Source organism: Aliisedimentitalea scapharcae (assembly GCF_045277565.1).
GTDB classification, from domain to species: Bacteria; Pseudomonadota; Alphaproteobacteria; order Rhodobacterales; family Rhodobacteraceae; genus Aliisedimentitalea; species Aliisedimentitalea scapharcae.
Map to the genome: position 1 here is coordinate 4340618 of NZ_CP123584.1, position 23710 is coordinate 4364327.

Annotated in this window: 32 protein-coding genes; 6 read left to right on the top strand and 26 right to left on the bottom strand. The window is 55.9% G+C overall.

The features are described 5' to 3' along the window. Positions 1-356: 356 nt before the first annotated feature. From QEZ52_RS20135 to QEZ52_RS20170, 8 genes are all read right to left on the bottom strand, one after another. Positions 357-1574 carry a phenylacetate--CoA ligase family protein gene (locus QEZ52_RS20135; protein WP_406646568.1) on the bottom strand — a complete coding sequence of 406 codons (1218 nt, stop codon included), beginning with the start codon at positions 1572-1574 and terminating at the stop codon, positions 357-359. Positions 1575-1588: 14 nt separating this feature from the next. Next, on the bottom strand, positions 1589-2425 hold the full coding sequence (locus QEZ52_RS20140; protein ID WP_406646570.1) for an ABC transporter ATP-binding protein: 837 nt from the start codon (positions 2423-2425) through the stop codon (positions 1589-1591). Between the two features lie 121 nt (positions 2426-2546). Then, on the bottom strand, positions 2547-3830 hold the full coding sequence (locus tag QEZ52_RS20145) for an ABC transporter substrate-binding protein (protein WP_406646573.1): 1284 nt from the start codon (positions 3828-3830) through the stop codon (positions 2547-2549). An 86-nt stretch (positions 3831-3916) separates the two neighbouring features. Beyond that, positions 3917-4993 carry a branched-chain amino acid ABC transporter permease gene (locus QEZ52_RS20150; protein ID WP_406646575.1) on the bottom strand — a complete coding sequence of 359 codons (1077 nt, stop codon included), beginning with the start codon at positions 4991-4993 and terminating at the stop codon, positions 3917-3919. 3 nt (positions 4994-4996) lie between these two features. Next, positions 4997-5254, bottom strand: a complete 258-nt coding sequence (locus QEZ52_RS20155; RefSeq protein WP_406646576.1) for a hypothetical protein — start codon at positions 5252-5254, stop codon at positions 4997-4999. A gap of 108 nt (positions 5255-5362) precedes the next feature. Then, a complete protein-coding gene (locus QEZ52_RS20160; RefSeq protein WP_406646578.1) occupies positions 5363-6349 on the bottom strand; it encodes a branched-chain amino acid ABC transporter permease in 987 nt (328 codons plus the stop codon). Between the two features lie 68 nt (positions 6350-6417). Next, positions 6418-7236 carry an ABC transporter ATP-binding protein gene (locus QEZ52_RS20165; RefSeq protein WP_406646581.1) on the bottom strand — a complete coding sequence of 273 codons (819 nt, stop codon included), beginning with the start codon at positions 7234-7236 and terminating at the stop codon, positions 6418-6420. 96 nt (positions 7237-7332) lie between these two features. Continuing rightward, complete coding sequence (locus QEZ52_RS20170; protein WP_406646583.1) at positions 7333-9303, bottom strand: AMP-binding protein; 1971 nt, start codon at positions 9301-9303, stop codon at positions 7333-7335. Positions 9304-9815: 512 nt separating this feature from the next. Here QEZ52_RS20170 and QEZ52_RS20175 point away from each other — a divergent pair. Together QEZ52_RS20175 and QEZ52_RS20180 are read left to right on the top strand one after the other, a co-directional pair. Then, positions 9816-11717, top strand: a complete 1902-nt coding sequence (locus tag QEZ52_RS20175; RefSeq protein WP_406646585.1) for a PAS-domain containing protein — start codon at positions 9816-9818, stop codon at positions 11715-11717. After that, on the top strand, positions 11714-12418 hold the full coding sequence (locus QEZ52_RS20180; protein WP_406646587.1) for a response regulator transcription factor: 705 nt from the start codon (positions 11714-11716) through the stop codon (positions 12416-12418). Before QEZ52_RS20175 ends, QEZ52_RS20180 begins: the two co-directional genes overlap by 4 nt. Positions 12419-12539: 121 nt before the next feature. Here the strand turns inward: QEZ52_RS20180 and rpmD are convergent, their stop codons facing one another. The 11 genes from rpmD to rpmC all read right to left on the bottom strand — a co-directional run bounded on the left by rpmD (position 12540) and on the right by rpmC (position 16897). Further along, on the bottom strand, positions 12540-12728 hold the full coding sequence (rpmD, locus tag QEZ52_RS20185) for an uL30 family ribosomal protein (protein ID WP_406646589.1): 189 nt from the start codon (positions 12726-12728) through the stop codon (positions 12540-12542). A 12-nt stretch (positions 12729-12740) separates the two neighbouring features. Beyond that, entirely contained in the window at positions 12741-13310 is a 570-nt protein-coding gene (rpsE, locus tag QEZ52_RS20190) for a 30S ribosomal protein S5 (RefSeq protein WP_406646591.1), read from the bottom strand. A 177-nt stretch (positions 13311-13487) separates the two neighbouring features. Next, on the bottom strand, positions 13488-13847 hold the full coding sequence (gene rplR, locus QEZ52_RS20195) for a 50S ribosomal protein L18 (protein ID WP_406646593.1): 360 nt from the start codon (positions 13845-13847) through the stop codon (positions 13488-13490). Positions 13848-13858: 11 nt separating this feature from the next. Further along, the gene (rplF, locus tag QEZ52_RS20200) at positions 13859-14392 is read right to left on the bottom strand and encodes a 50S ribosomal protein L6 (protein ID WP_406646595.1); all 534 of its coding nucleotides are present in this window, start codon (positions 14390-14392) and stop codon (positions 13859-13861) included. A 12-nt stretch (positions 14393-14404) separates the two neighbouring features. Further along, entirely contained in the window at positions 14405-14797 is a 393-nt protein-coding gene (gene rpsH, locus QEZ52_RS20205) for a 30S ribosomal protein S8 (RefSeq protein WP_406646598.1), read from the bottom strand. A gap of 13 nt (positions 14798-14810) precedes the next feature. Beyond that, positions 14811-15116, bottom strand: coding sequence for an uS14 family ribosomal protein (gene rpsN / locus QEZ52_RS20210; protein WP_406646600.1), 306 nt, complete (start codon positions 15114-15116; stop codon positions 14811-14813). An 18-nt stretch (positions 15117-15134) separates the two neighbouring features. After that, on the bottom strand, positions 15135-15695 hold the full coding sequence (gene rplE, locus QEZ52_RS20215) for a 50S ribosomal protein L5 (RefSeq protein ID WP_406646602.1): 561 nt from the start codon (positions 15693-15695) through the stop codon (positions 15135-15137). After that, positions 15688-15999, bottom strand: coding sequence for a 50S ribosomal protein L24 (gene rplX / locus QEZ52_RS20220; protein WP_406646604.1), 312 nt, complete (start codon positions 15997-15999; stop codon positions 15688-15690). The genes rplE and rplX overlap by 8 nt, the downstream gene beginning before the upstream one ends. Positions 16000-16001: 2 nt before the next feature. Further along, on the bottom strand, positions 16002-16370 hold the full coding sequence (gene rplN / locus QEZ52_RS20225; RefSeq protein WP_005621870.1) for a 50S ribosomal protein L14: 369 nt from the start codon (positions 16368-16370) through the stop codon (positions 16002-16004). 77 nt (positions 16371-16447) lie between these two features. Then, positions 16448-16678 (bottom strand): 30S ribosomal protein S17, encoded by a 231-nt coding sequence (rpsQ, locus tag QEZ52_RS20230; protein ID WP_406646610.1) that lies wholly within the window; start codon positions 16676-16678, stop codon positions 16448-16450. 12 nt (positions 16679-16690) lie between these two features. Beyond that, positions 16691-16897 carry an uL29 family ribosomal protein gene (gene rpmC, locus QEZ52_RS20235; RefSeq protein WP_406646612.1) on the bottom strand — a complete coding sequence of 69 codons (207 nt, stop codon included), beginning with the start codon at positions 16895-16897 and terminating at the stop codon, positions 16691-16693. Between the two features lie 348 nt (positions 16898-17245). On the opposite strand from rpmC, the gene QEZ52_RS20240 reads away from it, so the two are divergent. Both QEZ52_RS20240 and bfr read left to right on the top strand, forming a co-directional pair. Further along, positions 17246-17485, top strand: a complete 240-nt coding sequence (locus QEZ52_RS20240; protein ID WP_406646614.1) for a bacterioferritin-associated ferredoxin — start codon at positions 17246-17248, stop codon at positions 17483-17485. A gap of 3 nt (positions 17486-17488) precedes the next feature. Then, positions 17489-17974: a bacterioferritin gene (gene bfr / locus QEZ52_RS20245; protein ID WP_406646616.1), complete on the top strand. Its 486-nt coding sequence runs from the start codon at positions 17489-17491 to the stop codon at positions 17972-17974. A gap of 91 nt (positions 17975-18065) precedes the next feature. Here the strand turns inward: bfr and QEZ52_RS20250 are convergent, their stop codons facing one another. Next, on the bottom strand, positions 18066-18689 hold the full coding sequence (locus QEZ52_RS20250) for a 2OG-Fe(II) oxygenase family protein (RefSeq protein ID WP_406646618.1): 624 nt from the start codon (positions 18687-18689) through the stop codon (positions 18066-18068). Between the two features lie 128 nt (positions 18690-18817). Between QEZ52_RS20250 and QEZ52_RS20255 the strand changes: the two genes are divergently transcribed. Then, positions 18818-19573: a hypothetical protein gene (locus tag QEZ52_RS20255; protein ID WP_406646620.1), complete on the top strand. Its 756-nt coding sequence runs from the start codon at positions 18818-18820 to the stop codon at positions 19571-19573. Between the two features lie 71 nt (positions 19574-19644). On the opposite strand, the gene rplP is transcribed toward QEZ52_RS20255, so the two are convergent. The 6 genes from rplP to QEZ52_RS20285 form a co-directional block, all read right to left on the bottom strand. Next, positions 19645-20058 (bottom strand): 50S ribosomal protein L16, encoded by a 414-nt coding sequence (gene rplP / locus QEZ52_RS20260; RefSeq protein ID WP_406646622.1) that lies wholly within the window; start codon positions 20056-20058, stop codon positions 19645-19647. 12 nt (positions 20059-20070) lie between these two features. Next, on the bottom strand, positions 20071-20781 hold the full coding sequence (rpsC, locus tag QEZ52_RS20265) for a 30S ribosomal protein S3 (RefSeq protein WP_406646624.1): 711 nt from the start codon (positions 20779-20781) through the stop codon (positions 20071-20073). Beyond that, positions 20781-21161 (bottom strand): 50S ribosomal protein L22, encoded by a 381-nt coding sequence (gene rplV, locus QEZ52_RS20270; RefSeq protein ID WP_406646626.1) that lies wholly within the window; start codon positions 21159-21161, stop codon positions 20781-20783. The genes rpsC and rplV overlap by 1 nt, the downstream gene beginning before the upstream one ends. Positions 21162-21164: 3 nt before the next feature. Next, on the bottom strand, positions 21165-21443 hold the full coding sequence (rpsS, locus tag QEZ52_RS20275) for a 30S ribosomal protein S19 (protein ID WP_406646630.1): 279 nt from the start codon (positions 21441-21443) through the stop codon (positions 21165-21167). A 3-nt stretch (positions 21444-21446) separates the two neighbouring features. Then, positions 21447-22289: a 50S ribosomal protein L2 gene (gene rplB, locus QEZ52_RS20280; RefSeq protein WP_406646632.1), complete on the bottom strand. Its 843-nt coding sequence runs from the start codon at positions 22287-22289 to the stop codon at positions 21447-21449. Positions 22290-22575: 286 nt separating this feature from the next. Further along, positions 22576-22839, bottom strand: a complete 264-nt coding sequence (locus tag QEZ52_RS20285) for a hypothetical protein (protein ID WP_406650615.1) — start codon at positions 22837-22839, stop codon at positions 22576-22578. A 161-nt stretch (positions 22840-23000) separates the two neighbouring features. Here QEZ52_RS20285 and QEZ52_RS20290 point away from each other — a divergent pair, with 161 nt between their 5' ends. Beyond that, positions 23001-23327, top strand: a complete 327-nt coding sequence (locus QEZ52_RS20290; protein WP_406646634.1) for a hypothetical protein — start codon at positions 23001-23003, stop codon at positions 23325-23327. Positions 23328-23710 lie beyond the last annotated feature (383 nt).

Genomic DNA, 23710 nt, shown 5'->3' on the forward strand with positions numbered 1-23710 from the left:
GGCAAACAGCCCTGTCCCACCCTTCTTGCCACGTCGGCTGCCCCCGGGGGCATAGTGCTGTAACTCTGTCACGGCTGATCGGGCCTGCTCACGAATGTTTCTTTGATGCGGCTTAGCCCTGCCTTATTCGATGATTTCTGTCGGAAATTCCAGACTAAAACACTCATCCACAGGTGATTACGCTCGTCACGAGTGATCCGTGCGCCCTGCATCGGGCCATCAGGCCCGATGCAGGGCAAGGCCCAACGCTTTTTGCAGCATCTTGTGATGCAGGGAAAAGGGACGGGAGCGCATCGACTGAAGAAACCCCGGACGCGGGAGGAGCATCCGGGGTTGATGAGCCAGGTACAGGAAAATCAGTCGTAGCTGCGCTGATCTTCAATCACCAGCCCGTCTTTGGGCAGGGTGCCAGGCGCGACCACCTCGATTGCCCCCTTGAGCTTGAGAACTTCGATCACCGATTTGGCATAGGACGCATCATTGCCACTGCTGGCTTCGATCCTGACCGTCATGGTGTCCATTTCCCCATCCCGTGATGCCACCACGCGCGCCTTGAGAATTTCATCGTGTTTCTCAACCAATGCCGCCACCTGTTCCGGGCGCACAAACATGCCTTTGATCTTGGTCGTCTGGTCGGCACGTCCCATCCAACCTTTGATCCGCAGATTGGTCCGACCACAGGGGGATTGCCCTGGCAAAACGGCACTCAAGTCACCGGTTGCAAACCGGATCAGCGGATAGTCAGGGTTCAGCGTCGTAACAACAACCTCACCTACTTCACCCGCTGACACAGGTGTTCCGGTTCCGGGTGTCACGATTTCAACGATGACATTCTCATCGACAATCATGCCTTCCATCGCCGCACTTTCATAAGCAATGTTGCCCAGATCAGCGGTGGCATAGGATTGCAAACAGGTGATGCCCCGATCCGCATACTCCTGGCGCAGAGATGGGAACAAGGCACCTCCACCCACGGCCGCCTTGGTGAACTTCAGTTTGACCCCCATGGAATCAGCCTTGTCCAGAATCACCTTTAGATAATCGGGTGTCCCGGCATAGGCGGTCGCGCCGACATCATGGGCCGCTGTGACCTGTAGTTCGGTTTGACCAGTGCCCGCAGGCAACACCGCTGCACCAACAGCGCGCGCGCCATTTTCAAAGATCATGCCAGCCGGTGTCAGGTGATACCCAAAACAGTTCTGAACCACGTCCCCCTGACCAATGCCTGCGGCATGCAGGAATCGGCCCATTCGCCACCAATCCTGATCGGCACCACCGGGTTCGTAAATCGGACCGGGAGATTGAAAGACATGTGCGAACCCGGTCGCAGGCTTGACAGTGAACCCACCAAACGGAGGGTTCGCGGCCTGCGCCCGGCTGAGTTCGGATTTGCGCAACACCGGGAGGTCGGCCAAAGCAGTGACCGACGTAATGGTTAGGGGATCAACATTATCCAGAACCCCATCATACCCGGACGTCGTTTTGGCACGTGCAATCTGCTCGGGCAGTGCGCGCGCCAGATCCGCGGCGCGCTCGTCCGGGGAACGGGTTTCGAGTGTATCGAAAAAGGTCATACTCAATACCCTCCTTAGCTCAGCCACCGCTTGCGGCGACGATACGACCGGACATCGCGAAAGCTTTTGCGGCCATCATCGGACATACCAAGATAAAATTCCTTGACGTCCGGGTTCTCACGCAATTCAGCGGCAGGGCCATCCATCACAACCCGACCGGATTCCAGAATGTATCCATAGTGCGCATAGCGCAGCGCCACATTGGTATTCTGTTCGGCCAACAGAAAGGTCACGCCTTCCTTTTCGTTGATGGATTTCACGATCTCAAAGATCTGTTCGACCAATTGCGGAGCCAATCCCATAGAAGGTTCGTCCAGCAGAATGGTTTCTGGGCGGCTCATCAACGCCCGGCCCATGGCCACCATTTGCTGTTCCCCGCCCGAGGTATACCCCGCCTGCGACCGGCGGCGTTCCTTGAGACGCGGGAAATAAGAGTACACCATTTCCAGATCTCTCTGGATGTTGGCACCACCATCTGAACGGGTATACGCCCCGGTCAGCAGATTTTCTTCGACAGTCAAATGTTCAAAACAGTGACGGCCTTCCATCACTTGAATTACGCCTTGCTTCACCAATTCGGCAGGGTCCGATTCATGCACATCCACGCCGCGGTATTTCACCGATCCCTTGGTCACCTCGCCACGTTCAGAGTGCAGCAGGTTCGAGATTGCCTTGAGCGTGGTGGTCTTGCCAGCACCATTGCCCCCAAGCAGCGCGGTAATGCCACCTTTGGGAACATTCAGGCTGACGCCTTTGAGCACGAGGATCACATGGTTGTAGATCACTTCGATATTGTTGACTTCAAGCAGAGTTTCGGTCTGCACGTCATTGTTGTTCGCTGCATCCAGCATCAGAGCTTGTCCTCATGCCTGTTCCGGATCTTGGCCGGAACCTGGTTGGGGTGGCGCGGCGAACAGACCCGCCGCGCCGATTTCGTCAAATTCTCCGGGTTAGCCCCGGAGAAGGCCGCACTTATTTGCAGTTGGGTGCAATTTTGTTTTCAGCGGCATAGGCTTCTGAATCTTCGGTGATCAGCGCACCGATGACCTCGGCGTCAGTTGCCGCAAAGTCAGACACCTGCGACCAAGTCTGGCTACCGGCATCCCACTCAGCAACGCCAACCAGGCCTGATCCACCGTGGTTTTTGCACGATACCTGGAAGCTGGGACCAAAGTTCGGCATTCCCAGACCAGCCATACGCTCTTCGGTGATATTCAGGCTTTCCATTGCATCGCGAACCATACCAGCGGTCACGTCACCTGTGCCATTGGCGGCTTGTGCGTCCTTGATGGCTTCGGCTGCCAACATCGCAGCATAAAGACCACGGTTGTACAGAACACGGCCAACATTGTCGCCGGCGCCCGATGCATTTCCTTTGTCGACAACATGCGCACGGATGTCATCAAAGACCGGGAAGTCGCTGCCCACAGCGTGGAAAGTGACGGCCTTGTAGCCATCGGCTGCATCACCGGCGGGCAGCACGTCATGTTCTGCACCAGACCACCAGACACCAATGAAGTTTTCCATTGGGAAGCGAATGTTCGCGGCTTCCTGTACGGCCACCTGGTTCATCACACCCCAACCCCACATCGTGACGTAGTCTGGGCGTTCGCGACGGATCTGCAACCACTGGGACTTCTGCTCTTGGCCAGGGTGGTCAACGGCCAGAGTTACCAGTTCAAAGCCATGCTTCTTGGACAGTTCTTCCAGGGTCCGGATCGGTTCTTTGCCGAATGACGAATTGTGATACACCAGAGCGATTTTTTTGCCCTTGATGTCGCCACCGTTGATTTCCAGAAGATAGTTTACAACACCCGATGCACCATCCCAATAGTTGGCGGGGTAGTTGAAGACATGGCTAAACACATCGCCATTGGCGGCTGACGTCCGGCCATAACCCATGGTGTGAATCGGAATGTCGTCAACGGTGGCTTTGGGGATGATCTGATAGGTGATACCGGTCGACAGCGGTTGATAAATCAACGCGCCTTCACCCTTGGTGGATTCGTAGCACTCCACGCCTTTTTCGGTGTTGTACCCGGTCTCACACTCAATGAGTTTAACCGGAACGCCTCCGATACCACCATCGCGCTCATTCAAGAGCTTGAAGTAATCTTCGTACCCATCAGCAAACGGGATACCGCCAGCCGCATAGGGGCCCGTCCGATAGCTTAGTGACGGGATAACCAGATCCGCCAGCGCGGGGCCAGCGGCCATAACGACGCTCAGCGCCAGAGTTGTCAGTGTCTTTTTCATCGGTATCATTCCTCCCTTGGTATTATCCGATAGTGTATTTGGCGGAGCCCAATCAGAAAGCCCCACCTATTTCAGGCCTGCCCCAGTCAGTGCGGGAAGGGCCAGAGTCTCAGTTTTTCTTTGGCGACGCGCCACAGCTGGGCCAATCCATGCGGTTCCACGATCAGAAAAAACACGATCAACGCGCCCACGATCACCAGTTGAAAATGCGCAACGATATCCGTGGGCCATCCCATCACGTCCACGCCGACAACCTTCAAAACCACCGGCAGCAAAACCAGGAATGCCGCGCCGGCAAATGATCCAAAGATCGACCCCAGGCCACCAATGATGACCATGAACAGCACCAGGAACGACTTGGTGATGCCAAACGCTTCGCCAACTTCGACCGCGCCCAGATAGATGGCAAAGAACAACGCCCCGGAAATGCCAATGAAAAAGCCCGATACGGCAAAGGCAGTCAGCTTGGCTTTCAGTGGGTTTACCCCAATGATTTCAGCCGCGATATCCATGTCCCGGATCGCCATCCAGGATCGGCCGATCGTCCCGCGTGTCAGGTTCCGGGCGATCAGGGCACAAAAGGTCAGGAACACCAGGCAAAAGACATAGGTCGCTGTTGCCGATGCATTGGGACCCGTGATGATGATGCCGAACACTTCGCGTTCCGGTGCACTGATCTGACCCGACGCCGAGTAGTTGTAGAACCACGGCACCCGGTTGAACAACCAGACCAGAAAAAATTGTGCGGCCAATGTTGCCACCGCCAGATAAAACCCCTTGATCCGCAGACTGGGCAGACCAAAGGCCACACAGACAATGGCTGTGATGCCCCCCGAAATCAGCACATGTACCAACATCGAGACCTCGGGAAATCCGGTCATCAATTTGTAGCAGGCATAAGCGCCTACCGCCATGAAACCGCCCGTCCCCAAGCTGACCTGACCGCAATAGCCAACCAGAATGTTCAGCCCGATGGCCGCGATCGCATAGATCAGGAACGGCAACAGGATCGCATTGGCCCAATAATCATTGATGATGAACGGCACGACCAGAAAGGCAAACGCCATAACTGCATAATAACGAAACCGGTCGAATTTGATCGGGAACGTCTGGCTGTCCTCTGGGTAGGAGACTTTGAAATCTCCAGCTTCACGATAGAACATGACTTAGATGCTCCCTGTTGCGTGCGCACGGTTACGAGCCGTGGCATCAAGTTGATTTGACTTCCTTGCGTATCCGGCCTGCTCGGTAAACCGAACCAGCCGCAGATACGCGAGTACTCCTGAAACCAGACCACCGGCAGCCAGCAGAGCAGCGGTGATCAGTTGGGTCTGTGTCAGCCCCTGGGCCGAAATCGCCAGATATCCAAAAGCCCAGAACCCAGACCAGGAGACGACATTGATGATGGCAATCAGCTTGGGCATCGCTGCACTCCCTCGTCTAGCTTTCTCTCGCGAAGGGTCCGGGCGGGCGGGTGTCGTGGCGCACGGCGACACGCAGTCGCCCGAAACGACCCCGACGCCCTTGCCTCATCAGACCCTCTCAATGATCTTCTCACCAAACAGGCCTTGCGGGCGGAACACCAGGAACAGCAGCGCCAACACATAGGCAAACCAGTTTTCTGTCGCGCCTCCAACCATCGGCCCAATGGCGAATTCGAACAGTTTTTCGCCAACTCCAATGATCAGACCACCGACGATGGCACCAGGGATCGACGTGAACCCACCCAGCATCAGAACCGGCAATGCTTTCAATGCGATCAACGACAACGAAAACTGCACACCCGACTTGGTGCCCCACATGATGCCTGCGACCAGCGCCACGAACCCGGCAACCGACCAGACCAGGACCCAGATAAAGTTCAACGAGATGCCAACAGACAAAGCCGCCTGATGATCGTCCGCCACGGCCCGCATCGCACGACCCTGTTTGGTGAACTGTGCGAACACGACCAGACCGGTCACCAGCAAGGCCGCGATGATCGTCGCAACTATATCCAGATTGTCGATAAAGAACCCGTAACCCAGGATATTGAACGTAACTTCGTCGATCCACAGATTGATCCCCTGCGGCAGACCCACGTCCAGCTTCTTGATCTCTGAGCCCCACATCAGATCCGACACTCCCTCCAGGAAGTAGGCCAGACCAATGGTCGCCATGAATAGGATGATCGGCTCCTGCCCAACCAAATGACGCATCACCAGTTGCTGCACCAGCCAGGCAAAGACCACCATCACGCCAACCGTCAGGACGATCGCGAGGAATCCAGGCACATGCCAGCCAAAATGGTGCACCTCAGTTCCCAGAACCGCGTTGATCATGTGGGAGAACGGAATCTGTCCATTCATGATCCCCACCAACGTCATTGCGGCGAACAACGCCATGACCCCCTGGGCATAGTTGAATATCCCGGAGGCCTTGTAGATCAGCACAAACCCCAGCGCCACGAGCGCATAAAGAACCCCGGCCATGAGGCCGTTGAGCGTGACCTCCATCGCAAATACGAGTTGTTCAGGCATCCCGCTCTCCTCCTGCAAACGTCGGTCCCGACATTTGCGCAAATTTCTCGAATTTATGTGTCAGCGCATCAATCATGAGCCACCCCCAGATAGGCGTCGATCACGTCCTGATTGTTGCGCACTTCGTCCGGGGTCCCGTCACCGATCTTCTTGCCGTAATCCATCACGACAACCCGATCCGACAGGTCCATTACGACCCCCATGTCGTGTTCGATCAATGCAATGGTAGTGCCGAACTCGTCATTCACATCCAGGATAAAACGACTCATGTCCTCTTTTTCCTCGACGTTCATGCCCGCCATGGGTTCATCCAGCAGCAACAGCTTGGGCTCCGCAGCCAATGCGCGGGCCAGCTCGACGCGTTTCTTCAGACCATACGGCAAACGCGCCACCGGGGTTTTCCGGATGTGCTGGATCTCCAGAAAGTCGATGACCTTCTCCACCACTTCCCGGTTCGCAGTCTCTTCGGCCTCGGCCTTTCCCTTCCAGATTGCCTGAGCAAACATCCCAGTTTTCATATAGTTCAACCGGCCTGTCATCACGTTGTCCAGAACGCTCATCCCTTCAAACAAGGCGATGTTCTGAAAAGTCCGGGCGATCCCTTGACGCGCAACTTCATAAGGGCGCATTTGCGGGCGTTTTTTGCCACGGAACAGAACCTCACCTTCCTGAGGCACATAGAACCCGGATATCACATTCAGCATCGACGACTTGCCGGCACCATTCGGGCCAATGATCGCGCGAATTTCGCCTTCGCGGATGTCAAAGCTGATATCCTTGATGGCAACCACACCACCAAAACGCAGCGTGATGTTCTTCATTTCCATCACCACGCTGCCGATCTGGCGGCCGTCTTCGGTGACATATCCTTCAGATGCATCCAGCATCGAATTCTCCCTTGTTAGATCGGTGTGCCCCATCGTGCCTCTCGGGACGGTGGGCGGGGCGACGCCTTGTAAAGGCGAGCGTCGTCCGACCGTTCTCTACTCTGCCGCCATTTTTCCAGTGATTGGCATGATCGCTGCATCCCGAATATCCAGAGTCGCGCTGATCGATCCTTTGCGACCGTCTTCATAGGTCACTTCGGTCGTGGTCGAGATCTCGGCAGCACCGCCATACATGGCATCAATGATATCCTTGAACTTGTCCGCGACGATGATACGGCGCACTTTGCGGGTGCGGGTCATTTCACCGTCATCAGCATCCAGTTCCTTGTGCAGAACAACAAACCGATGCACCTGACAGCCCGACAACATCGGGTCCTCGGCAACCGATTTATTCACCGCCTCCACATGTTCCTGAATGGTTTCCAAAACCCGCGGATGTCCCGCCAGTTCCTGATACGACGCATAAGCGATATTGTTGCGTTCCGCCCAGTTGCCGACTGCTGTCAGATCAATGTTGATAAAGGCGGTGCACCGGTCCTTGCCATTGCCAAACAGCACGGCCTCCAGAATATCGGGATAGAACTTCAGCTTGTTCTCGACATACTTGGGCGCAAACATCCGGCCATCGGCCATTTTGCCAACGTCCTTGGCACGGTCGATAATCCGAAGATGACCTGAGCCTTCTTCGAAGAAACCAGCATCGCCTGTGGCAACCCAGCCTTCGGGGTCCTTGGTCGATGCCGTGGATTCCGGGTTTTTGTAGTACTCAACAAACGTTCCGGGCGAGCGATAGAAAATCTCGCCATTGTCGGCGATCTTGATTTCCACGTCTGGTGCCGGAACACCGACAGTGTCGGCCCGTACTTCGCCATCTGGCTGTACGGTGATGAACACGGTGGCTTCGGTCTGGCCATAGAGCTGCTTCAGGTTGATCCCCAGCGACCGATAAAACTCAAAGATCTCCGGTCCGATTGCTTCACCAGCGGTATAGCCGACACGCACCTTGCCAAAACCCAAGGTGTCCTTGAGCGGCCCATAGACCAGCACATTGCCGAGCGCATATTTCAAACGATCCGCAAACCCGACAGGCTTGCCGTCCAGAATATCCGGCCCAACTTTTTTGGCGTGCGCCATATAATGCTTGAACATCTTGCGTTTGAAGGCCCCGGCGTCTTCCATCCGGATCATGACGTTGGTCAGCTGTGTTTCGAACACCCGCGGCGGCGCAAAATAATACGTTGGTCCGATTTCCCGTAGGTCGGTCATCATCGTGTCCGCGCTCTCGGGACAATTCACACAGAAACCGGTCCAATACGCCTGACCGATCGAAAAGATGAAATCCCCGACCCAAGCCATCGGCAGATACGCCAGAATTTCGTCATCCACACCCAGCTTGTCGAACTCGGACGCGTTCTTGGCGCTTTCGATGATGTTACGATTGGACAGAACAACGCCCTTGGGCTTGCCCGTGGTACCGGAGGTGTACAGCATCACGCAGGTGCTGTCATAGGTCAGCTTGGCCCGGCGGTCCTGCAGATCACTGATCCATTCGTCATAGGCAGCGCGCCCCTGATTTTGCACATGGCTGTATTCGTGCAACTGATGGTGGTCATATTTGCGCATACCGCGCGGATCCAGATAGATCATATGTTCGAATTGATGCAGTTGATCCTGCACTTCGATCACTTTGTCAGCCTGTTCCTGATCCGCCACCACAACGAACCGGGCACCACAATGGCCCAGCACATAGGCCATCTCTTCGGCATTGGCGTCCTGATACAGGGGCACCGGCACGGCACCGACCGATTGCGCGGCAACGATCGCCCAATACAGATAGGGCCGGTTGCGGCCAATGATGGCGATAAAATCGCCTTCGTTCACGCCAAGGTTGATGAAACCAAGAGCAAGAGCCTCGATTTCCTTTTCCGCTTCAGCCCAACTCCAGCATTGCCAAATGCCGAATTCCTTCTCCCGATAGGCGGGGGAATTGCCGAATTTTGTCGCGTTGCGTTGAAGCAGCGCCGGAAGGGATTGCAACCCTTCGGCGCCCGACTGCGTCTGAGCCAATTTCATTCTCCTCCCAATCCGGCCCTCCGTGGCCGGAATGATCGCTTCCAGGCGATTCTGCCCCGATTAGGGACGCTGACATGATGCGCCGTCAACTTTTTCCTGATGTTTTCCCAATTGTTACGAATTGTAACAGCTCCGCACTAACCCTCGCGCTCCCCGTTACATGTCAAGAAAACAAGGGGATTTATGTCCTGCTGCGGCACGCCGCCACACGCAAAACAAGCCGCGCCAAGGACAAAAGATCCGTCACCACAACGGCCAAAGTTCGTATTGCGGCCGATTTCAAAGCCCAAAGGTGTTTCGGGTCGCGGTGGGATGGCGGGATTTTCTCCATCGTGCGTCGGATCGCGGGTAAACCGCTGCCCCGGATTCGCGTCATCACAGTGCTGGGAATCCTGCTCTACCCTGGATTGTGCTCCCTATCCGCAAAGCGACAGGTTGCACGGCCCGTGACTCAATGACTCTTTGCGTCGCGCACCAGCAATGTTAGCCATGTGGCGGGAGGCGCTATGGATTATTCCGAAAAACAGACCAGAGCATTGACCAAAGCCGGGTTGAATTTGATTGCCCAGGCGCTGTCCATTTATGACAGCAACCTGCGTCTGGCAGTTTGCAACCATCGGTTTCAGGAAATGTTCGACCTCCCGGAGGCCCTCACCCTCCCTGGTGCCAAATTCGAAGACACGATTCGCCATATGGCAGAAAAGGGCGAATACGGCGATGTTGATGACATCGAAGAACTGGTGCAGATCCGCGTCGAGCAGGCACAGGCTTTTGAGCCACATTACCTGGAGCGCAAGCGCAACAACGGTCAGGTCATTTCCATTGAAGGAGCCCCCTTGCCCCAGGGCGGCTGGGTGGCTGTCTATACAGATATCAGTCGTGCCAAGCAGATCGAGGAGCTGCTGCGCACCCGATCCGAAGAACTGTCTGATCAGTTACTGACCCACGCCGAAGAATTGAGCGCCACCAACCGAAAGCTCGCCGCAACAATTACCCAGCTGGAAGAAACAAAACGCCAGCTGACCGAGATTGAAAGCCGCACCCGTCTGACAACCGAAATGATGCCCGCCCATATCGCACATGTTGATGAGGACGGCCATTACACCTACACCAATAGACGCCTCAGCGCTGTGTTTCCCGGCCGACCTTCGGATATTGTTGGGCTTCACATAAGCGAGGCATTGGGCCCCTTTGCCTATGCCAAGATCGAACCGAATTTGCTGGCAGCGTACAAGGGCGCAAATTCGGTTTTCGAATTCACCGAAGATCACAACCAGCGCCGTATTCGAGTCGCATTGACCCCGGATCAGATGGGTGGGGTCTATGTATTGTCGATGGATATCACCGAAGAAACCCAAGCCAGGGTAGCCCTGCAACAATCCAGACGCCGGGCCATGGCCGCCCAGATGACGAGCGGCCTGGCGCATGACTTCTCGAACTTGCTGACAATCATCATGGGGATGCAGGGCAAGTTGGAGAAAATGACGCTCGACTCCGAAGCCGACGATCTTGTTCAGGCCACCCTGTCCGCAGCACGGCGCGGCGGGCGGTTGCTGAACCGCATCGCAGATATGACCGGAAATAGAACTCTGCGCCCCCAAGCCTGCAACATGCACTCCCTGCTTGAAGAATTGAAAGTCCTGGCTTCGCCGTCATTGCCCCGTAACGTAGGCCTGAGCGTGCTCGACAACACGCCGGACAAATTGTTGCTGCTTGATCCTGGGATGCTACAGGACTCTCTGCTCAATCTTCTGCTCAACGCGCGGGATGCCTGCGGAACCAATGGGCAAATCACAGTCAGCGCGCACACAGTCGCCACAACTTGGTTGGAGATATCGGTTACCGATACCGGCCCCGGGTTTTCCGCCGAAGCTTTGGAAAAAGCCCTGAACCCGTTCTTCACCACCAAGGGTGGTGAAGGATCGGGGTTGGGGCTTCCCATGGTCTATGACATGGCGAAACTGGCCGGTGGTGATATGCGAATCGGCAATACCCCGTCAGGGGCTAGCATCACGCTGCGACTCCCCTATCGCGAAGCTCCGGACGCCCGCGGTGGATTGGCATTGTTGGTCGAGGACAGTGATGAGCTGCGCGCAACCTTCCGCGACATGTTGATCGATTTGGGATTTTCTGTGATCGAAGCAACTTCTGTGGATGAAGCCTGTGCCCTGGCCGCTGATCTGGAAAGCATCACGCTGATTCTGTCGGATATCAAATTGGAAGGCGAAGCAACGGGGATTGATTTGGCAGACCGTATGGCCGCGTCTCGGCTCCCGGTGATTCTGATGACTTCGCTTCCCGCAACCGACCCGCTACATCGCATCGCATTGACCAAGGGCCCAGTCCTTGGCAAACCGTTTACAACCCATCAGCTTTCGGCGCTGATCAAACCGGAGGCCGCCGCATGACCGCACCGCTGGTTACAATTCTGGATGACGAACCTGGCATTCGCCAGATTCTATCCGACGCGCTGGAAGAAGCCGGATTTCGCACACAGAGCTTCTCGCGCGCCCGCGAATTCGAAGCCTCGTTGAAACGGGTGACGCCTGATGTCTGCCTCGTCGATCTTTCGTTGCCCGACACCGATGGTCTCGCGTTGGTTCACCGGCTGGCGCTGGAACAGGGCGCGGCCGTGATCATCGTGTCAGGCCGGGCGCAAGTCCAAGACCGTGTGACGGGTTTGGAATTGGGCGCAGATGATTATATCACCAAACCGTTTGACCCGGCCGAAGTTGTCGCCCGTGTTCGGGCGCGGTTGCGTGGCGGATCCAGAACCGTGACCCAATCTGGTGACACCGCAAGCTTCAATGGCTGGACCGCGCATTTCGACCGGTATGTTCTCGAAGACGACACCGGCACGGAAACCCCGTTTTCCCATGCCGAAGGCGAGGTTCTGCGGTTGTTCCTAGACAGCCCAAAACGACTGATCAGCCGCGCTCAGATGCAGGAAATGTTGGGGGGTGCCGCGGGTGACAGTTTTGATCGGGCCATGGATGTCCGCATCTCACGTCTGCGGACCAAATTGCGCGAAGATCCCAAAAATCCACGCCTGATCAAAACCATCTATGGCGCAGGATACATTTTTCTCGGCGATGTCAGCTGGGGTTAAACAAAGCAGCAAACGGTTATCACGAGTCGTCCCTGGTCCCGCCAGCAATCTTCCAAACAAAAACGCCCCCGGAAAACCGAGGGCGTTTAGTATTTTGTCGGGGCTAACCCCAAGAAAGTGCTTAGTCGCGCTCTTCGATGATCTCGACCATGTGCGAAACTTTGCGCACCATGCCGCGGATCGCAGGAGTATCTTCCAACTCACGAGTCCGGTTCATCTTGTTCAGGCCCAGGCCCACCAAAGTGGCGCGCTGGTCTGCGGGGCGACGGATCGGCGAACCGACCTGCTTGACGACGATAGTTTTAGCCATGATGTCGTCTCCTTACGCTTCTGCGGTTTCAGCAGCAGGTGCTTCGTCCCGCTTGGGCAGGATGTCGGCAACTTTCTTACCACGACGCTGTGCAACCGAACGCGGGCTCTGCTCTTTGGTCAGGCCGTTGATGGTTGCGCGGATCATGTTGTAAGGGTTCTGCGAGCCGATCGACTTGGACACAACGTCCTTGACGCCCAGCATTTCGAACACGGCACGCATTGGACCACCGGCGATGATCCCAGTACCTTCCGGAGCGGTCCGCATGACCACTTTACCGGCACCGTGACGACCTTCGATGTCGTGGTGCAGCGTACGACCTTCGCGCAGCTGTACGCGGATCATCTGACGCTTGGCCTGTTCTGTTGCCTTGCGGATCGCCTCGGGTACTTCTTTCGCTTTACCCTTGCCGAAACCCACACGGCCTTTTTGGTCGCCTACGACAACCAGAGCGGCAAAGCCAAAGCGCTTACCACCTTTAACGGTTTTCGATACGCGGTTGATCGCAACCAAACGATCTGCGAATTCCGGTGTTTCATCGCGGTCGCGACGGTTACCCCGGCGGTTATCACGTTCTGCCATTAGGCATTCCTTTTTCTTGGCGACAAGCGCCCTTTGTCCAATCCCAGTGGGACATCAGCCCCCGGATCATCGAGGCAGGCGAACCTGCCTTCGCTTTAACTTCGCAAGGTGCGTGACAAACACGCACCCTACGGTTTTATCGCTGTTGTAGGGTGCGTGCTTGCACGCACCGCTCCATCAGATCTTCAGGCCGCCTTCACGCGCAGCGTCGGCCAAAGCCTTCACCTTGCCGTGGAAAAGGAAGCCGCCACGATCGAAATAGGCTTCTTCGACGCCTGCCTTCTTGGCACGCTCGGCGATAGCCGCACCCACTTTGGTGGCTGCTTCGACGTTGTTCTTGCCCACAACACCCAGATCTTTTTCCAGGGTCGAGGCCGAGGCCAGGGTCACACCCTGCACGTCGTCGATCAATTGAACAGAGATGTTCTTGTTCGAACGGTGTACAGACAGGCGCGGACGCCCTGCGTTGACCTTGCGAAGTTTGTTCCGGACGCGCAGACGGCGCTTCAGAAACAGAGTTCTTTTGCTGTTTGCCATTTTGCTGGTCCTTACTTCTTCTTGCCTTCCTTGCGGAAGATAAATTCGCCCTTGTAGCGGATGCCTTTGCCTTTGTAGGGCTCGGGCTTACGCCATGCGCGGATTTCAGCGGCGACCTGGCCGACCTTTTGTTCGTCGATACCTTCGACAACAATTTCGGTCTGCTTGGGCGCAGTGACGGTCACACCTTCAGGTGCAACATAGTCAACATCATGCGACAGGCCGAGGTTCAGCTTCAGGGTATTGCCCTGAACCTGTGCCCGGTAACCAACACCCTGGATCTCCAGCTCTTTCTTGAAGCCGGTGGTGACACCAGCAACGAGATTGGCAACCATGGTGCGGGACATGCCCCACTGTTGACGCGCGCGCTTGGACGAACCGCGCGGCGTGATTGTGACGACGTTGTCTTCGACAGCGAGCGACACATCATCGGTGGCGTTGAAGCTGCGGGTGCCTTTCGGACCTTTAACTTCGATGGTCTGACCCGACACAGAGGCGGTTACGCCGCTGGGCAGTTCGACCGGCTTTTTACCAATACGAGACATCGATGGACCTCCTTAGAAGACGGTGCAAAGAACTTCGCCGCCAACATTCTGGCTACGAGCTTTTGCATCCGACATCACACCCTTGGGGGTGGAGACAATCGACACACCCAGGCCCTGACGGACCGACGGGATGTCACTGACGCCCATGTAAACGCGACGACCGGGTTTAGAGACCCGCTTCAGTTCGCGAATGACAGGTTCGCCATCGAAGTACTTCAGGCTGATTTCGATCGCCGGGTGACCATTGGCCCCCGTCGAATTCTCATAACCGCGGATGTAACCTTCGTCAGCCAGCACATCCAGAACCCAACCGCGCAGCTTGGAAGCCGGGGTCGAGACAGTGGATTTGCCGCGCATCTGAGCGTTACGGATACGGGTGAGCATATCGCCGATAGGATCATTCATATCAATCTCTCCCTTACCAGCTCGATTTCACCATGCCGGGGATCTGACCAGCAGAGCCCAGCTCGCGCAGCGCGATACGGCTGACCTTCAGCTTACGGTAGTAAGCGTGAGGACGACCTGTCAGCTGACAACGGTTGTGCAGACGGTTTGCTGCGCTGTTGCGCGGCAGTTTCGCCAATTTCAGACGCGCTTTGAAACGCTCTTCCATCGGGAGACTTTCGTCTTTCGCGATCTCTTTGAGCTCGGCACGCTTGGCTGCGTATTTAGCCACCAGGCGTTCGCGCTTCTTTTCGCGTTCGATCATTGCTTTTTTAGCCATGTCTCTTCCTTCCCGCGCTTAAGCGTTGAACGGCATGTTGAAAGCTTTCAACAGGCTCTTGGCTTCCGCGTCGGTGTTCGCGGTGGTGGCAATTACGATGTCCAAGCCCCAAGGCTCGTCGATCTTGTCGAAATCGATTTCCGGAAACACGATGTGCTCTTTCAGACCCATGGCAAAGTTGCCACGGCCGTCAAAGCTCGGTTTGACACCACGGAAGTCACGCACGCGCGGCAGCGCGACGGTGATCAGGCGGTCCAGGAAGTCGTACATGCGGTCGCCACGCAGGGTCACTTTCGCACCCATCGGCATACCTTCACGAACCCGGAAACCAGCGATCGAATTCTTGGCGATCGTGGTCAGAGCTTTTTGGCCCGCGATCAGGGTCAGATCACCCTGGGCGGATTTGGCTTTCTTGCTGTCTTTGACAGCCGCGCGGCCACAACCAATGTTCAGAACGATCTTTTCCAGCTTGGGCAGCTGCATGTCGTTCTTATAGCCGAATTCCTCTTTCATGGCAGCACAGATGCTGTCCTTGTAGACGGTCTTCAGGCGCGGGGTGTAGGTTGCAGAATCAAGCATCGATCACGTCCCCTGTGGTCTTGGCGAAACGAACCTTCTTGTCACCTTCCATACGGAAGCCAACGCGGGTTGCTTTGCCGTTTGCGTCCAGCATTGCCAGGTTCGACAGCTCGATCGGCAGGGCCTTGGGCAGGCGACCGCCCTGATCTGTCTGGGTCTGACGGGTGTGACGGATGGCCATGTTCACGCCATCTACAACAGCTTTGCCGGCTTTGGGGTCAACAGAGGAAATGGTGCCCTCTTTGCCTTTGTCCTTACCGGCCAGCACGACGACCTTGTCGCCTTTGCGGAGTTTAGCAGCCATGATTACAGCACCTCCGGAGCGAGCGAGATGATCTTCATGAAGTTCTTGGCGCGCAATTCACGAACAACCGGGCCAAAGATACGGGTACCAACCGGCTCGTTGTTGTTGTTCAGGATGACGGCGGCGTTGCGATCGAAACGGATCGCTGTGCCATCTTCGCGACGGACTTCTTTTGCGGTGCGAACGACGACGGCCTTGCGGACATCACCTTTCTTCACGCGACCGCGTGGAATGGCTTCCTTGACCGAGACGACGATGATGTCGCCTACGGATGCGTATTTACGCTTGGAACCACCCAGGACCTTGATGCACTGAACTCGGCGAGCGCCAGAGTTGTCAGCGACATCCAGATTGGTCTGCATCTGGATCATGTGGTTTCTCCCGACCTGTGGGGGCTGGTCTTGCTAAATCCCCCAGGGTTTCGACTAAGTCGAAAGGATCTGAAAGCTTAGGCTTCCAGAACCTCCCAACGTTTCGTTTTCGAGCGCGGCGCACATTCGATGATGCGTACGGAATCGCCGACCTTGAAAGCGTTCTTTTCATCGTGAGCCCGGTACTTCTTGGACTTACGGATGGTTTTCTTCAGAACAGGGTGTGTGAAACGACGTTCAACCGAAACTGTTACGGTCTGGGCGTTGGCGTCGCTTGTCACGGTGCCGGAGAGGATACGTTTGGGCATACTTCAGGCTCCTTATTCTTCAGAAGCTGCTTCAGCAGCTTTTTGGTTCAGAATGGTCTTCACACGGGCAGCTTCGCGGCGAGCCGCTTTGATGCCTGCAGTGTTTTCCAGCTGTCCGGTGGCCTGTTGAAAGCGCAGGTTAAAGCTTGCTTTCTTCAGGTTGGTGAGCTCCTGACGAAGCTCGTCCGCCGATTTGGCGCGCAGTTCTTGGGCGTTCATCGCCTTTTCCTTTTCTCAAAACACCAGAAGGCCCCTGCAATAGGGTCACCTTTGACCTGGTGGATGAATGACAAACATACGAATCCCTTCAACAGAAGGAATCCGCAGGATGACGCTCTATAGGGGAGGATCGGCATGGGGGCAAGGGAAAGTTTCCCTATCCTCAAAGCTCCACAAAATAAGGGCTTCGACCCATAGCGTTTGGAGCTGCATTCCTCAGTTTTTCCAGAGAAGTCTGCCCGGCACAGCCAAGGCAGTTCACGCCACCCCCTTTTACCCGACAAATTAAATCAGGATTGACAATATTTCGACGACAAGATACCAAACCAAAAAAGTCAGGTAAGTGAAATGATCGTCTGTAGCTGCCAAACCATCAGTGACAAGGACATCCATGCCGCCATCAACTGGATGCGGGCGTCGGATGAAAGCACCATAATCACCCCTGGCAAAATCTACCATGCGCTCGGCAAAACCCCCGAGTGCGGCGGCTGCATGAAGCTTTTTGTTGCATCCATGCGGTCGAATTCTAATCTGGAAGTTCCATTCGAGCTTCGTGGATTGAAAGCCAAACAACAAAATTGGAGATGACGCATGAAGGGTGACAAGAAAGTCATCGAATACCTGAACAAGGCGTTACGTGTTGAGCTAACAGCCGTCAGCCAGTTCTGGTTGCACTATCGTCTGCAAAAGGACTGGGGCTATGGCAAGCTGGCTAAAAAGATGCGCGAAGAAAGCATCGAAGAGATGGAGCATGCCGACAAGCTGATCGACCGCATCATCTTTCTGGAAGGTCATCCGAACCTACAGACGCTGGACCCGCTTCGGATTGGCGAAAACGTCCGCGAAACCCTGACCTGTGATCTTGCAGCTGAGATGGAAGCCGTCGCGCTTTATGCCGAAGCCCGAAAATATTGCTCGGACGTGGGGGACTATGCCTCGATGCATCTGTTCGAAGAGCTGATCCTGGACGAACAGGGGCACGTCGACTTCCTCGAGACCCAGATCGGGTTGCTGGATGAAATTGGCGCGGCAAACTATGGCCAACTCAATGCCGACCCCGCAGATCAGGCGGACTGACCTGAGCCGATCAACTCAGATACCTGGCAAAAACGAAAAAGCCCTCCCGGATCATTCGAGAGGGCTTTGTTAATTCAGATGGCGCGGCAGATCAGCCCCAACTGTAGTTGAAACTCACCGAAATCCGCTCGTCTTCGTCTGCCATGTTCAGCGGTACTTCGTGACGCAACCAGCTTTCCCACAACAGGACATCCCCCACATCGGGGGCCAGATAGATGAACGGCTGCAACTTGCGTCGGGCGTCTTTCTTGCGCGCTGGTGCGGCCATCATCCGGGCGGACCGCGGGTCCTCCAGCTTGAGCGCGCTGGCTCCCTTGGGCATCGACACATAGGTGGTGCCGCTGATCACTGAATGCGGGTGGATGTGGCTCGCGTGGGTGCCGCCGGGGGGCAGAATGTTGATCCACAGGTCTTCCAGCTTCAACTTGCGACCATCCAGATCAAACTCCAGATCCTTGGCAAAGGCGGCGACATGTTTGTCCAACACCTTGACCAGATCCGCAAACACCGGGAACCGCCACGGCAAATCCGTCAGCGACGCATAGGACGTATAGCCGGGATATCCGTTTGCCTCGGACCAGGTCTGGCCTGCTTCGTCATCTTCGGCGATGACCAAACAGGAATTTTCCAATTCATCCGCATCGATCTTGGGCCGGTATTCCGACAATGATGCGCGATAGAGACGGGTTACAAAGAGAGATTCGATCTGTGCCATGGGCCGGGTGTAGCGCAGGAGAGCGCCAAGCGCGAGAGCGACATTTGCACCTGCGTCGCCTTTTCCTTTTCCTCCTCTCTTTCCTGCTGCACAGTTGGCCGCAAGCATCACAATCAGGGATACGGGCCATGCAGACCAGCAAAACAGACCAGATCCGGGCATTGCTGAAGAGCATCGAAACCGGAGACCCCGGCCCCATCGCCGTCGTGAACCAATCCAAATACATCCAACACAACCCCCAGACCCATGAGGGCAGCGAAGGGTTGGAGGCGCTGTTCAAACGCCTGTCGCTGACCAACCCGCGGGTCAATGTCGTCCGCGCGTTCGAGGATGGAAATTTCGTGTTTGGCCACACCGAATATGATTTCTCCAGCCAACGCATCGGGTTCGAGGTGTTTCGCTATGACGGGGATCAGGTGGTCGAACATTGGGACAATATCCAGGCCCGCAAGGGTCCGAATGGCAGCGGACACAGTATGGTGAACGGCCCGACCGATGCCGGGGACCTGAACCGGACCGAAGAAAATCGCGCTTTGGTCGCCGCGTTTGTTCAACAGATTCTGATCCAACGGGATCACACCCACATGGATGACTATTTCCAAGAGGACCAACTGATCCAACACGATCACGCGCTCTCGGACGGAGCAGATGCCCTCCTGGCCAGCCTGACATCCCAGACAACTGCCAAACTATATGAAAAATGCCACCGGGTTCTCGCCTGCGGGAGTTTTGTTCTGGCTGTCTGCGAAGGCCGTCAGCAAGGACGCCACAGTTCGTTCTACGAGATGTTCCGGATCGAAAACGGCAAGATCGTCGAGCATTGGAACACTGTGGAAACCGTTCCACCCCGCGATCTTTGGAAGAACGACAACGGTAAATTCTGAAAAGACCCCGAAAAAGCAAAAAGCCCCCGCCGATTTCTCGACGGGGGCTTTTTGTTGTCTCAAGACCGGAGTTACCAGTCTTCGCGAACCACGACGCGGGTTTTGACCGGGAGTTTCATCGCGGCAAGGCGCAGGGCCTCGCGTGCGATGTCTTCCGATACACCGTCGATTTCGAACATCACGCGGCCAGGTTTGACCTTGGCAGCCCAATAATCCACGGAACCTTTACCTTTACCCATACGGACTTCGGTTGGCTTCGAGGTTACCGGGGTATCCGGGAAGATCCGGATCCAAACACGGCCCTGACGCTTCATGTGACGCGTCATGGCACGACGTGCGGCTTCGATTTGACGGGCGGTTACCCGCTCGGGCTGGGTCGCTTTCAGACCGAATGAACCGAAGTTCAGGTCCGAACCGCCTTTTGCCAGGCCTTTGATCCGGCCTTTGTGCATCTTGCGGAATTTAGTACGCTTTGGCTGAAGCATGTGATCTTCTCCTTAGCGACGACCGCCACCAGCACCACGAGGTGCAGGGCCGTCCTGGAGTTCCTGTGCTTTACGGTCACGTGCCGCAGGATCGTGTTCCATGATCTCGCCTTTGAAGATCCAGACCTTGATCCCGATGATCCCATAAGGGGTCATCGCTTCGGCAGGTGCGTAATCGATGTCCGCGCGCAGTGTGTGCAGAGGCACACGACCTTCACGGTACCATTCGGTACGGGCGATTTCAGCGCCACCCAGACGACCAGCAACGTTCACCCGAATACCCAGGGCACCCATACGCATGGCGTTCTGAACAGCACGTTTCATCGCGCGACGGAACGATACACGACGTTCCAGTTGCTGTGCGATGGACTCACCAACCAGAGCAGCGTCCAGTTCCGGCTTGCGGACTTCGACGATGTTCAGGTGCAGTTCGCTGTCGGTCAAACGGCCAAGTTTCTTGCGCAGACCTTCGATGTCTGCACCTTTCTTGCCGATGATGACACCGGGACGTGCAGTGTGGATCGTGACGCGGCACTTTTTGTGCGGACGTTCGATGATCACACGCGCGATACCGGCCTGCTTGCACTCGGTCTTGATGAACTCACGGATTTTCAGATCTTCCAGCAGGAGATCACCGTAGTCCTTGGTGTCGGCGTACCAGCGGCTGTCCCAGGTGCGGTTGACCTGAAGGCGCATGCCGATCGGATTGACTTTATGACCCATTAGGCTTGCTCCTCAACTTGACGCACCGTGATGGTGATCTCCGAAAACGGCTTCAGGATCTTGCCAAACCGGCCACGGGCCCGAGGGCGACCGCGCTTCATGACCATATTCTTGCCAACATAAGCCTCGGACACGATCAGTTCATCGACGTCCAGGTTATGGTTGTTTTCGGCGTTCGCGATGGCAGACTGAAGGCATTTCTTCACGTCCTGAGCGACCCGTTTGTTTGAGAAAGTCAGATCGGTCAAAGCACGATCAACTTTCTTGCCACGGATCATCTGAGCCACCAGGTTCAGTTTCTGCGGGCTGGTACGGAGCATGCGCGTTTTCGCCATTGCTTCGTTTTCAGCCACGCGGCGGGGGTTCTTTGCCTTGCCCATGACTTACTTCCGTTTCGCTTTTTTGTCAGCCGCGTGACCATAATAGGTACGAGTTGGCGAATATTCACCAAACTTCTGACCGATCATGTCTTCGGTGACGTTGACTGGGATGTGCTTCTTGCCGTTGTAGACACCAAACGTCAGGCCCACGAACTGGGGCAGAATGGTGGAACGACGAGACCAAATCTTGATGACTTCGTTGCGGCCCGAATCCTTCGCAGCTTCGGCTTTTTTCAGCACGTAAGCGTCGACAAAGGGGCCTTTCCAAACAGAGCGAGACATATATTAACGCCCCTTCTTCTTGGCGTGCCGCGAGCGGATGATCAGCTTGCTGGACGCTTTGTTCTTGTTGCGGGTGCGTGCACCCTTGGTCGGCTTACCCCATGGGGTCACCGGGTGACGACCACCCGAAGTCCGGCCTTCACCACCACCGTGGGGGTGATCGATCGGGTTCATGACCACACCACGAACCGACGGACGCACACCTTTGTGGCGCATACGACCGGCTTTACCGTAGTTCTGGTTGGAGTTGTCGGGGTTGGACACGGCACCAACGGTGGCCATGCATTCCTGACGGACCAAGCGCAGTTCACCCGAGCTCAGGCGGATCTGGGCGTAACCGCCGTCACGACCAACGAACTGAGCATATGTACCGGCTGCACGGGCGATCTGGCCGCCTTTGCCGGGCTTCATTTCGATGTTGTGAACGATGGTACCGATCGGCATGCCCGAGAATGGCATTGCGTTACCAGGCTTGATGTCGGCCTTGGCGGATGCCACGACTTTGTCACCAACTGCCAAACGCTGCGGAGCCAGGATATAGGCCTGTTCCCCGTCGGTGTATTTGACCAATGCGATGAAGGCGGTCCGGTTCGGGTCATATTCGATCCGTTCAACGGTTGCCGCAACATCAAATTTGTTCCGTTTGAAGTCAACGATACGGTAAAGGCGTTTCGCCCCACCACCGCGGCGACGCGATGTAATCCGTCCGGTGTTGTTCCGGCCACCCGATTTCGTCAGACCCTCGGTGAGGGATTTGACGGGGCGTCCTTTCCAGAGCTCCGAACGGTCGATCAGCACCAGCCCGCGCTGGCCCGGCGTCGTCGGCTTATACGACTTAAGTGCCATGCTTTCTGTCTTCCGTTTAGCGTGCCAGACCTTAGGTTGTTGTCTTTGGTCCGGCTATGTTTAAGGCCCCCGAAGGTGCCCGATGATATAGGGCCCCGAAGGTCCCCGATTCGCAAAAATCAAGAGCCCCGGAACGAATCCGAGGCCTCAAGATTGGTGGCATTTAGCAGGGATGAGAGGGGCTGTCTATAGAACGGCGTCAGAATCTTGGGTTCGTCAACAGGTATCGATGGCACGCGCTTTTCGACTCAGTCGAACGCTGCCAGATCTAGCGGGTCTTCCCCCATCACTTCTTGTCGCGTGCTGCCTTTTCTTCTTTGGTGAGCTTGTTGTTCCAAACATTGTTGCTCAACCCCAACTCGGCCGGCTGAGGCTTGGTTTTTCCAACACTGACCCGGCCTCCTTTTTCAAGGAACTCCCGAATTAATGCGTCATCCGTGGTTTCTTTGGGGACATGTTTCATACGGATCAGCCTAACGGGCCTTTGCGCGCGAGGCAACGGTACCCGTACAATCGGAAACAGGGCCAGATCAGCGTCCACTTGGTCCATGCGATTGGTTTCCCGAACATGCCCATTGGCCTGCAAAACTGATGTCAAATTAGAAAACGTGATCTCCTGGGCCCTGACGTCAGCGCTTCATTCGCTATGCCCATGTTGAAAAATGTCGTACACTCACTGGCATTATCCTATCCATTAAAACAGGACCTCCGATGAAACGCATTCTGACACTTCCCGCCCTTTGCCTCACGCTAGCGACGCTGCCGGCCGTGGCCAGCGCCTGCCCTTGGGGCGGTGGTGCCTTCAAATTCAGCGAGCACGGTATTTATGGTGATTTCACCGTCAATGGCGGTTGCACTGAAATGGTCTGGGATCGCCTGAGCGATGGCCCGGAAACCGCTGCATTGGAACGCACGAAATATGGCTGGAAGGGCTCGCTGGAAAAGGCGGACGTCGAGTTGCTGGAAGACGGCGAACACCTGCGACTGACCGGCCACGGCGGCCCGACCCGTCAATTTCCGGTCAAGCGCACCCAATAAATCCTGCTGCCAGAACCAAAAAACACCATGCTGGACAGGAGCGCAGCCAATTGCGGCGATGCGTAAAATTCCAATCCAAGGAGTTTCCAGCATGGTTCACACGCCAAAACACTTGGGGTTTTCCCGCACATCAGCTTGAGGTCCGACTTTCGTTTGCACCAGACGGGTTGAGCCCAAGACTTCTGCCTTCCAGCTTCCAGGCACCATAATGCCGTTAGGATCGCAACCCAGTATTGTCTGTTAACCCAGCCGTTCGCCTCAAGGGCAAGACGACTGGACAGATCCTTCAAAGCCGACAACGTCGTCTGGTTGTTCAGGCCACGTAACCACCGACTGACACGGCAACCACCAAGATTGGCGTGTGGTGGGTTGTCGATAAGATC